The following is a 9,374-nucleotide window of genomic DNA, read 5'->3' as shown; positions in this document are numbered from 1 at the left end:
CGGCAAGAACCTGCCACTCAACGGAGCAGGCGCGTGAGGTGCCGTCCTCGCCGACCTCGCTATCCCACAGGACATGCTCCGCGGCGTTGTCCTCCTCGCACGCTGCGCCGGCCTGCTCGGCCAGCTCGCCTAGGAGATGCGCACCCCCATCGCCAACCAGGTCTTCACCCGCGTCGAGAACGCAGCCGAGTTCCAGTCCATGGAGGGAAGCGCCTGACCCACCGGACCTGCACGACGTCCGTCTCGGACGGACCGATCGTCACTGCGTGTGCCGCGACCGGATGTCGTGTGATCTAGGGCGACGTCGCGACGGCAGGGATTCGCGCACTCAGCGGGGCGGAGGTGCGCTGCACTGGCATGGGTCCGAGATGGCCGGGACCCGTACACGGGGAACGGCGACTTGGGCCCGCTCCTCTTCGGGCGGATCAGCGGCCGGCCCACTTCGTCCAGCGCCGTTCGGAGAATTTCGCGCCCCCGTGCAGCCCCGGGTCACGTCAGCGCGTTGCACGCAGGGGACGATGTCCGGCCCCGGCTGGAGGTACTGGACCAGGAATCGGCTGCAGATCCTGACAGCCTGCGCCATGGCACTCGATCGGGGCGGGAGCGGCAGTCGACGCAGCGGATCTACATCGACCCCAGTAGCCATCGTGCGGTGGGCCACGGAAGTAGTTTTCCTGGGAGTTTCCCGGGACTTCGGCCCAGCCAGTCGGAGGCCGTTGCTAGCGCTGACCGCGTTTGCGCAGGTCAGGTAGTGGGAGTGGAGCCGCCTGTCGGAATCGAACCGACGACCTGCTCATTACGAGTGAGCCGCTCTACCGACTGAGCTAAGGCGGCGTGCCCGAGGGCAACCTGCGGAAGTCTACGGATCGGTGCAGCGCGGCGCCAAAACGCAAAGGCGCCCCCTGCCGTGGTGGCAGGGAGCGCCTTCAGGTCGCCGAGTCCACTCAGGCGGCGACGGGCTCGCGGTGGTCGGCGGAGCGGCCGGTGAGCATGGTCTGCTCGGCGCCGCACCAGCACTCGAAGGCCACGATGATGCCGTGGTCGGTGTTCACCAGCGAGGTGACCTGGCTCGGGAAGATCAGCTGGCGCTTGCCGCACGCGGTGCAGTGGTGGTCGAACATGGAGGAGCCTCCTTCAGGTCTCTCGCCGGGGGTGGGGAGCCGCCGTACACCACAAGTGTGACCGGCCGGTAGCCATAGGGGTAGCCTGACTTTCCAGTGGTTCCTCAAGGAGAGTCCTATGCTTTCGCTGCACCAGCTCACCTGCTTCCTCAGCGTCTACGAGCACGGGTCACTGACCAGGGCCGCTGAGGAGCTCGGCTATGCACAGCCCTCGGTCTCCGAGCAGGTGCGGGCCCTGGAGAAGTCGCTCGGCGTCCAGCTGTTCCGGCGGGTCGGGCGCGGCGTGGTCCCGACCACGATCGCCGAGACGCTGCGCCCGCACGCAGAGCGGACCCTGGCCGCGGCCGAGGACACGCGGAGGGCGGCGCGGGCGGCGGCCAGGTTCGAGACCGGGACCATCCGGTTCGGGATGTTCGGGACCGCCCGGCTGTACGCCGGCGCCGGGCTCGTCGCCGACGTGCTGGCCCGGCACCCCGGCGTCCGGGTCGAGCTGATCGGCCAGAACTCCAGCGAGGTGGCCGAGGAGCTGCGTCGCGGACGTCTCGAGGCGGCCATGATCGCGGTGAGCTCGATCGAGAGCGAGGGCATGGAGGTCACGCCGGTCGCCCGGGACGAGGTCGTCTACATCAGCACCGACCCCGACCGGCTCTCCAGCCCCGTCACCGCCAAGAGGCTGTCCGAGGCCAGCCTGGTGATGCCGGAGACCACGTGGCGCGCGACCGACTCGACCCGCATGATGCTGCGCCAGCTGTTGCACGAGACCGGCCAGAACCCGCCGACCCGGATCGAGGTCGAGGACGTCGAGATCGCGGTGGAGCTGGTCGGCCTCGGCCTCGCCGACTCCGTCATCCCGCGCGGCGCGGCCGAGCAGCTGCTGCCGCGGCTGGCGCCGAACGCGGACTGGGTCAGCTTCCGGCCCCGGCTCTACGACAACTTCGCGATCGTGCACCGCCGGGGGGCCACCCTCTCCCCGGCGGCTCAGCTGATGATCGAGCTCGCCACCAAGCGGATCCAGGCGATCGCCCAGCCGATCCGGCCCAAGTGACGGGTCAAGGCTGCAGGGTCAAGCTGCCGGGTCAGCACTGCAGCCCGTCCTGCGGCACGGTACCGTCCACCAGGTAGGCGTCGACCGCGTCGTCGATGCACTTGTTGCCGGACGCGTAGGCGGTGTGGCCGTCACCGTCGCGGGTGACGAGCACCGCCGACTCGAGCTGCTGGGCCAGCGCCACGGCCTCGGCGTAGGGGGTCGCCGGATCGCGGGTCGTACCGATGACCACGATCGGCGCCGCTCCCTCGCCGTGCAGCGGCCGGCGCACCTCGGCGGCCTTCGTGGTGAAGTCGTTGCACATCGTCATCGCCCACGCGAAGGTCCGCCCGAACGTCGGCGAGAGCTTCTCGAGCTCAGGGACGTGCGACTCGACCTGGTCGACCGGCGTGTTCGACGGGTGGTCGAGGCAGCTGATCGTCGGGAAGGCCTCGAGCACGTTGCCGTGGTAGCTGCCGTCCGGGTTGCGCCCGGCATAGCTGTCGGCCAGCAGAACCAGGATCGACCCGTCTCCGTCGAACGCGTCCTCGAGCCCCCTGTCGAGGTACATCCACGCCGCCTGGCTGTAGAGCGCGGCCCCGATGCCGTAGTAGGCCAGCCCCTCGGTCAGCTCGCGGTCCCCGAGGCGGGTGGGCAGGGGCTGTTGGTCGACGTCGCTCAGCAGCTGCTTGATCCGCGCCAGCGCGTCGTCCATGGAGTCGCCGAGGAAGCAGTCGCCCTCGTCGAGACAGTGCTGGACGTAGGAGCGCAGAGCGGTCTCGAAACCCTGTGCCTGGGCCTTGGTGACCTGCTCCATGTCCAGGGTCGGATCCACCGCCCCGTCGAGCACCAGCCGGCCGACCTTGTCGGGGAAGTACTCGGCGTACGTCGCGCCCAGCTCGGTGCCGTAGGACGCCCCGAAGTAGGTCAGCCTGCTCTCGCCGAGCGCCGCGCGCAGGACGTCCATGTCGCGGGCGGCCTCCACGGTGGAGACGTGCGCGGCGAGGTCGCCGGCGCCGGTCTGGCAGCCGGTGGCGAACTCCTGGGCGCTCGCCTCGAACTCCGCCACCTCGTCGGGGGTGTCCGGGTCGGGGTCGCCGGCCAGGTAGGCGTCCATGTCGCGGTCGGAGAGGCAGTCGATCGCGTCGGACTCCCCGACCCCGCGCGGGTCCATGCCGACGATGTCGTAGTGGTCGGACAGCGTCTCGTCCCAGGCACCACCTCGCGCGTACTCGATGGCCGAGGCGCCGGGACCGCCGGGATCGACGACCATCGAGCCGATCCGTGCGTCCTGGTCCTTCGCGGGGACCTTGAGCATGGCGAGGGTGATCGTCTCGCCGTCGGGGTGCTTGTAGTCCAGGGGCACGGTCAGGGTCGCGCACTCGTTCTTGCCCGAGGGGCAGATCTTCCAGTCAAGGGTCTGGCCGTAGAACTTCGTGAGGCCGGCGTCGGGCGGCTCGCTCGAGCCGGGCTGCGGCGTCGGGGTCGGCGCGAGCGTGGGTCTGTCGTCGTTGCCGCTGGCCGACGGGTCGTCGGGCCGGCCCAGGACGAGATAGGCGGCGACCGCGACCATGGCGACGACCACGAGGCCGGCGACCACTCGGGTGGCCCGCACTAGTGGGCACCGCCGCGCACACGGTCCGGGACCTTGAGCGCGACCATCATCGACTCCAGCGCCAGGGCCACCGGGACATTGAACTCCAGCATCTGCTCGCGTGCGGCGAAGATCGCCGCAATCCGCTGCAGGTTCAGCTCCGGGGTGGACGTGCGAGCGACCTGCTCGACGTCCTGCCGGATCTCCTCGTTGACCAGTGGCCCGGGTGCGCCGGTGGCGAGCGCGATGGCGTCGCGGTAGACCGAGACCAGGTCCATCAGCCCCCGGTCGACCACGTCGCGATGGCGGCGCGTGGCGCGGCGCTTCTGGTCGCGCTCGAGGGCGGCCAGCGCGGGGCCGTACTCCCGCGGCCGCCGACCGCGCGCCTCCACGCCGTACGACGTGTCGAGGTCGGCCCTCTCCCGGGCGTCGAGCTCTCCGGTGACGAGATCGGCCTCCTCCTTGGTCACCTCGGCGAGGTTGGCGGCCGCGGTCATGCAGGCGCCGAGCGTGGTCAGCTTGGCCGGGTAGGAGACGACCTCGCGGCGCCGGTTGCGGGTGCTCTCGTCGCGCGCCAGCGCCCGGGCGCGGCCGATGTGGCCCTGGCTGGCGCGGGCTGCGTAGGACGCCAGCGACTCGGCCACGCCGTCGCGGCGGACCAGGAACGCCGCGACGTCCTCGGTGGTCGGGGTGGTGAGGGTGACCAGCCGGCACCGCGAGCGGATCGTGGGCAGGACGTCCTCGACGGTGGGGGCGCAGAGCATCCACACCGTGCGGGCGGTGGGCTCCTCGATCGCCTTGAGCAGGGCGTTGCAGGCCTGGTCGGTGAGCCGGTCGGCGTCCTCGACGATCAGCACCTGCCAGCGCCGGCCGACCGGGGCCAGGGCCGCACGGCGGACCAGCTCGCGCACCTCGTCGACGCCGATGGAGAGCTTCTCGGTGCGGACCATGGTCACGTCGGCGTGCGACCCGGCGAGCACCGTGTGGCACTCGTGGCACTCCCCGCATCCCGGCCCGGCACCTGGCTCCGAGCCGCGCTCGCACTGCAGCGCCGCGGCGAACGCGACCGCCGCGTTGGAGCGGCCCGAGCCGGGCGGTCCGGTGAAGAGCCACGCGTGGTTCATCCCGTGGCCGGTGGCCGCGGCCCGCAGCGCCTCGACCACCCGGTGCTGGCCGACGAGGTCGTCCCAGACTTGTCCTGAGGAGGACGAGGCGTCTCGAAGGGCCGTCATGGTCGCTTGGCCTGTCCGAGGAGTGGCCGGACCCGCTCGAGGGCGGCCGACGCGAGGTCGTCGGGCGCGCTGTGCGCGTCGAGCACGAGGTAGTGGTCGGGGTCGGCGGCAGCGAGGTCGAGGAAGGACTGCCGGGCGCGGTCGTGGAACTCCAGCGACTCAGCCTCGATCCGGTCGCGTCCCTCGAAGCGGCCCAGCCCGTCGCGCGGATCGACGTCGAGGACGACGGTCAGGTGGGGGCGCAGCCCGTGCGTCGCCCAGCGGGCGACCGCCTCGACCTCCTCGATCCGCAGCTCGCGGCCGGCCCCCTGGTAGGCCAGCGTCGTGTCGACGTAGCGGTCTGTCACGACCACCTCGCCGCGGTCAAGGGCCGGCTGGACGACCGTGTCGACGTGCTCGGCCTTGTCGGCGGCGTAGAGCAGCGCCTCGGTCCGGTGCGACAGCTCGCCGGTCTCGGGGCTGAGCACGATCCGGCGCAGCTCCTTGCCGACCGCGGTGTCGCCCGGCTCGAAGGTGAGCAGCACGGCGTAGCCCTCGGCGCGGAGCCGGTCGGCGAGCAGCCGCGCCTGGGTCGACTTGCCCGACCCCTCACCGCCCTCGAAGCAGACGAAGACGCCGGACTCCGCGTAGGTGGCGGGGTAGGTCGTCGGCGCTGTCACGGGGCGAACCTACGCGGCGGCGGGGACACGACCAACCGGACGCCGCGTCCCGGTCGCCCGATAGCGTGCCGCGCATGTCGGTCTCGGCCCCGCAGGCGCCCACCGAGGTGTTCACCCGCTCGGACCGGATCGTGGTCAGCGCGGGCGGGGCGCTGTGCCTGCTCGCCGGGGTCGCGCACTACGGCGGGTGGAACTCCGTGCTCGCCTTCCTCGTCTCGGCGGCGGCGATCTGCCTGCTGGCCTCGCTGGTCGGGCGGTCGGTCGAGCAGCTCGGCGACCGGTTCGGGGCCGGCGCGACCGGCGTCCTGCAGTCGGCGCTGGGCAACCTCCCCGAGCTGTTCATCTGCATCTTCTCGCTGAAGGCCGGCCTCGTGGACGTGGTCCGCGCGGCGCTGGTCGGGTCGATCCTGGCCAACCTGCTGCTGGTCCTGGGGCTCGCGTTCCTCGTCGGCGGGCTCCGCCACGGCACCCAGCAGCTCGGCTCGGAGCGGGCCCGGACGATCGTCGTGCTGATGCTCCTGTCGGTGACGGCGTGGGTGATCCCGTCGCTGGCGCACTTCGTGCACGCGCCGGCCTCGGAGCACGAGACGGCGTTCTCGGTGATCGTGTCGGTCGTGCTGCTGGGGCTGTTCGCGCTCTCCCTGCCGTTCTCGCTGCGCCGGACGGCGAGCGAGTCCGCAGGGGACGACGAAGGACCGGGCCACGAGCCACCGCGCTGGCCGCTGTGGCTGGCCATCGGGATGCTCGCGGTCTCGGGCGCGCTGGCGGCGTTCGTCTCCGACTGGTTCGTCACCGCACTGGAGCCTTCGATGGAGTCGCTCGGGATCTCCGAGGCCTTCGCAGGCCTCGTGATCGTGGCGATTGCCGGCAACGCGGTCGAGAACGTCGTCGGCGTGCAGCTCGCCGCGGACGGCAAGTCGGAGTACGCCTTCTCGATCGTGCTGAACAGCCCGATCCAGATCGCCCTCGTGCTCGCGCCGGTCCTGGTGCTCGTCTCGCAGATCTTCGGGCTCGCCTCGCTCACGCTGGTGCTCAGCCCGATGCTGGTCGTCTCGCTGCTGCTGGCGATCATCCTGGCGGGCTTCATCGCCTTCGACGGTGAGTCCACCTGGCTCGAGGGCGCCTCCCTGGTCGCGCTCTACGGGATCATCGCCACGAGCTTCTGGTGGGGGTGAGGCCAGCTGCGAGCGAGGAACGAGCTCGCGGGCGAGGCTGTCCCCGTCGAGCGAGCGTCACGCCTGAGCTTGCGAAGGCGTGACAACGAGCGAGACGACCGCAGCCCGCGCTGGAGCTGAACCGGACCCGAGGCGGTGGTCGAGCAGTGCCGTCCCCTGCGGTGGTCTCGACGGGCTCGACCAACGGCGGTCAGCCGAGCGCGGGCACGATCCGGATGTCGCGCACTGCACCGTCGCCCAGCGCGGCCAAGGCGTCCTGGTAGGCCGGGGTGTCATGGGCAGCGAGGGCAGCCTCGACGGACTCGAACTCGATGAGCACGGTCAGCGTGCTCTGGCCGGCCTCGTAGAGGTGCTCAGGCAGACCGCGGGCGAGGAAGCGGCCGCCGGCCGCCTCGAGGGCCGGCCGACCCAGCTTGGAGTAGGCCGCCATCCGGGCCTCGTCCTTGATCTCGCGGTACTCCGAGACCCAGTAGGCGGTCACGTCTTCTTCGCCGTCTTCGTCGTGGTCTTCCTGGCCGTCTTCTTGGCCGAGGACTTCTTGGTCGCCTTCTTCGCGCCCTTCTTGGCCGCCTTCTTGGCCGGCCCGCGCTCGCGCCGCTCGGCCAGCAGCTCGGCCGCTCGCTCGAGGGTGATCGCCTCGACGGTGTCGTCCTTGCGCAGGGTCGCGTTGTACTCGCCGTCGGTGACGTACTCGCCGAACCGCCCGGACTTCACCACGACCGGCTGACCGGAGACCGGGTCGTTGCCGAGCTCCTTCAGCGGCGGGGCGGCCGCCGCCCGGCCGCGCTGCTTGGGCTGAGCGTAGATCCGCAACGCCTCGTCGAGGGTGATCGTGAGCAGCTGCTCCTCGGAGGTCAGCGAGCGGGAGTCGCTGCCCTTCTTGAGGTAGGGGCCGTAGCGGCCGTTCTGGGCGGTGATCTCCTCGCCCGACTCCGGGTCCTCGCCGACCACCCTCGGCAGCGACAGCAGCTTGACCGCGTCGTCGAGGGTGATCGTGTCGAGGGACATCGACTTGAACAGCGAGCCGGTGCGCGGCTTGGCGCTCTTGGGGGCATCCTCCGGGAGCACCTCGGTGACATAGGGGCCGTAGCGACCGTTCTTGGCCACGACCTCCAGCCCGGTCTCGGGGTGCACGCCGAGCTGGATCTCCTCGCCGGCCGGGTTGGCGAACAGCTCCTTGGCCTTCTCGAGCGTGAGCTCGTCGGGCGGGAGGTCGTCGGGGACGTTGGCCCGCTTGCCCGCCGGCGTGCCGTCGTCGCCCGGGCCCTCGAGGTAGGGGCCGTAGCGACCCACCCGCAGGTTGATCCCCGAGTCGGGGCCGCCGATGGGGAACGTCGCCAGCTCGCGGGCGTCGATCTCGCCGAGGTTGCTGATCAGGTCGTGCAGCCCCTGCACCCGGTCGGAGCCGAAGTAGAACTCGTGGAGCTCGCTGACGCGGTCCTTGTGGCCGGCGGCGATCTCGTCGAGCACGTCCTCCATGCCGGCGGTGAACTCATAGGAGATCTGCCGCGGGAAGTGCTCCTCCATCAGCCGGATCACGGAGAAAGCCAGCCACGCCGGCACCAGCGCGGTGCCCTTCTTGTAGACGTAGCCACGGTTGAGGATGGTCCCGATGATCGAGGCGTAGGTCGACGGCCGCCCGATCTCGCGGTCCTCGAGCTCCTTGATCAGCGTGGCCTCGGTGTAGCGCGCCGGCGGCTTGGTCTCGTGGCCGAGCGCGTTGAGCGCCGCCGCGGAGACCGGGTCGCCCTCGCGCAGGTCGGGCAGCGGCACCTGGTCGTCGTCGGAGCGCTTGCCGCCCTCGGTGCCCTCGACGTAGGCCTTGAGGAAGCCGTGGAAGGTGATCACCCGCCCGGACGCCGAGAAGACCACGTCGCGGCCGTCGGACGCCGCGCCGCCCAGCCGGACCGAGACCGACTGCCCGACGGCGTCCTTCATCTGCGAGGCGACGGTGCGCATCCAGATCAGCTCGTAGAGGCGGAACTGCTCGCCGGTCAGCCCGGTCTGTGCGGGCGTGCGGAAGGTGTCTCCCGCGGGCCGGATCGCCTCGTGCGCCTCCTGGGCGTTCTTGACCTTGCTGGCGTACTCCCGCGGCCGGTCGGGGAGGTAGTCCTCGCCGTACAGCTCGCGCACCTGCGACCGTGCGGCGTTGACCGCCGCACTCGACAGCGTGGTCGAGTCGGTGCGCATGTAGGTGATGAAGCCGTTCTCGTAGAGCCGCTGCGCGACCGACATGGTCACCGACGCGGACATGCCGAGCTTGCGGCTGGCCTCCTGCTGGAGCGTGGTGGTGCGGAACGGCGCGTAGGGCTGGCGGCGGTAGGGCTTGGCCTCGACCGAGCGCACCTCGAAGCGGGTGTCGGCGAGCGCCTGCACGAGCCCCTCGGCCGCGGCGCGGTCGAGGTGGACCCGCCCGCCCTTCTTCTCCTTGAGCTGGCCGTCGTCGCCGAAGTCGGAGCCGCCCGCGACCCGGACGTCATCGATGGAGTGCAGCCGCCCCGGGAACATCCGCGGTTCCTTGTCGGCGCCGGCGTCGAAGGTGCCCTCGAGGTCCCAGTAGGACGCGACG

At 71.2% G+C, this 9,374-nt stretch carries 8 protein-coding genes and 1 tRNA gene; 2 read left to right on the top strand and 7 right to left on the bottom strand.

The genetic code is table 11. The annotated features are described in order from the left end of the window. Positions 1-758: 758 nt before the first annotated feature. Together VFV89_RS17705 and VFV89_RS17700 are read right to left on the bottom strand one after the other, a co-directional pair. Positions 759-834: transfer RNA gene (locus VFV89_RS17705), tRNA-Thr, on the bottom strand. Between the two features lie 110 nt (positions 835-944). Continuing rightward, positions 945-1,121: a hypothetical protein gene (locus VFV89_RS17700; protein ID WP_329707284.1), complete on the bottom strand. Its 177-nt coding sequence runs from the start codon at positions 1,119-1,121 to the stop codon at positions 945-947. 118 nt (positions 1,122-1,239) lie between these two features. Between VFV89_RS17700 and VFV89_RS17695 the strand changes: the two genes are divergently transcribed. Next, the gene (locus VFV89_RS17695; protein WP_329707283.1) at positions 1,240-2,166 is read left to right on the top strand and encodes a LysR family transcriptional regulator; all 927 of its coding nucleotides are present in this window, start codon (positions 1,240-1,242) and stop codon (positions 2,164-2,166) included. A 31-nt stretch (positions 2,167-2,197) separates the two neighbouring features. On the opposite strand, the gene VFV89_RS17690 is transcribed toward VFV89_RS17695, so the two are convergent. The 3 genes from VFV89_RS17690 to tmk are packed head-to-tail and all read right to left on the bottom strand — an operon-like array spanning position 2,198 to position 5,630. Then, positions 2,198-3,760, bottom strand: a complete 1,563-nt coding sequence (locus tag VFV89_RS17690) for an alpha/beta hydrolase (protein WP_329707282.1) — start codon at positions 3,758-3,760, stop codon at positions 2,198-2,200. Further along, a complete protein-coding gene (locus tag VFV89_RS17685) occupies positions 3,760-4,971 on the bottom strand; it encodes a DNA polymerase III subunit delta' (RefSeq protein ID WP_329707281.1) in 1,212 nt (403 codons plus the stop codon). The genes VFV89_RS17690 and VFV89_RS17685 overlap by 1 nt, the downstream gene beginning before the upstream one ends. Further along, positions 4,968-5,630 carry a dTMP kinase gene (tmk, locus tag VFV89_RS17680; protein ID WP_329707280.1) on the bottom strand — a complete coding sequence of 221 codons (663 nt, stop codon included), beginning with the start codon at positions 5,628-5,630 and terminating at the stop codon, positions 4,968-4,970. Before tmk ends, VFV89_RS17685 begins: the two co-directional genes overlap by 4 nt. Before the next feature lie 74 nt (positions 5,631-5,704). Here tmk and cax point away from each other — a divergent pair, with 74 nt between their 5' ends. Further along, positions 5,705-6,805: a calcium/proton exchanger gene (gene cax, locus VFV89_RS17675; RefSeq protein WP_329707279.1), complete on the top strand. Its 1,101-nt coding sequence runs from the start codon at positions 5,705-5,707 to the stop codon at positions 6,803-6,805. Positions 6,806-6,995: 190 nt separating this feature from the next. Here the strand turns inward: cax and VFV89_RS17670 are convergent, their stop codons facing one another. Both VFV89_RS17670 and VFV89_RS17665 read right to left on the bottom strand, forming a co-directional pair. Then, positions 6,996-7,286 (bottom strand): DUF1330 domain-containing protein, encoded by a 291-nt coding sequence (locus tag VFV89_RS17670; RefSeq protein ID WP_329707278.1) that lies wholly within the window; start codon positions 7,284-7,286, stop codon positions 6,996-6,998. After that, the coding region (locus VFV89_RS17665) for a DNA topoisomerase (protein WP_329707277.1) at positions 7,283-9,374 on the bottom strand (2,092 nt) is incomplete at its 5' end. The genes VFV89_RS17670 and VFV89_RS17665, both read right to left, overlap by 4 nt.

The sequence above is a fragment of the Nocardioides sp. genome, assembly GCF_036274455.1.
Classification (GTDB): Bacteria; Actinomycetota; Actinomycetes; order Propionibacteriales; family Nocardioidaceae; genus Nocardioides.
This window is presented reverse-complemented; position numbering and strand designations above follow the sequence as displayed.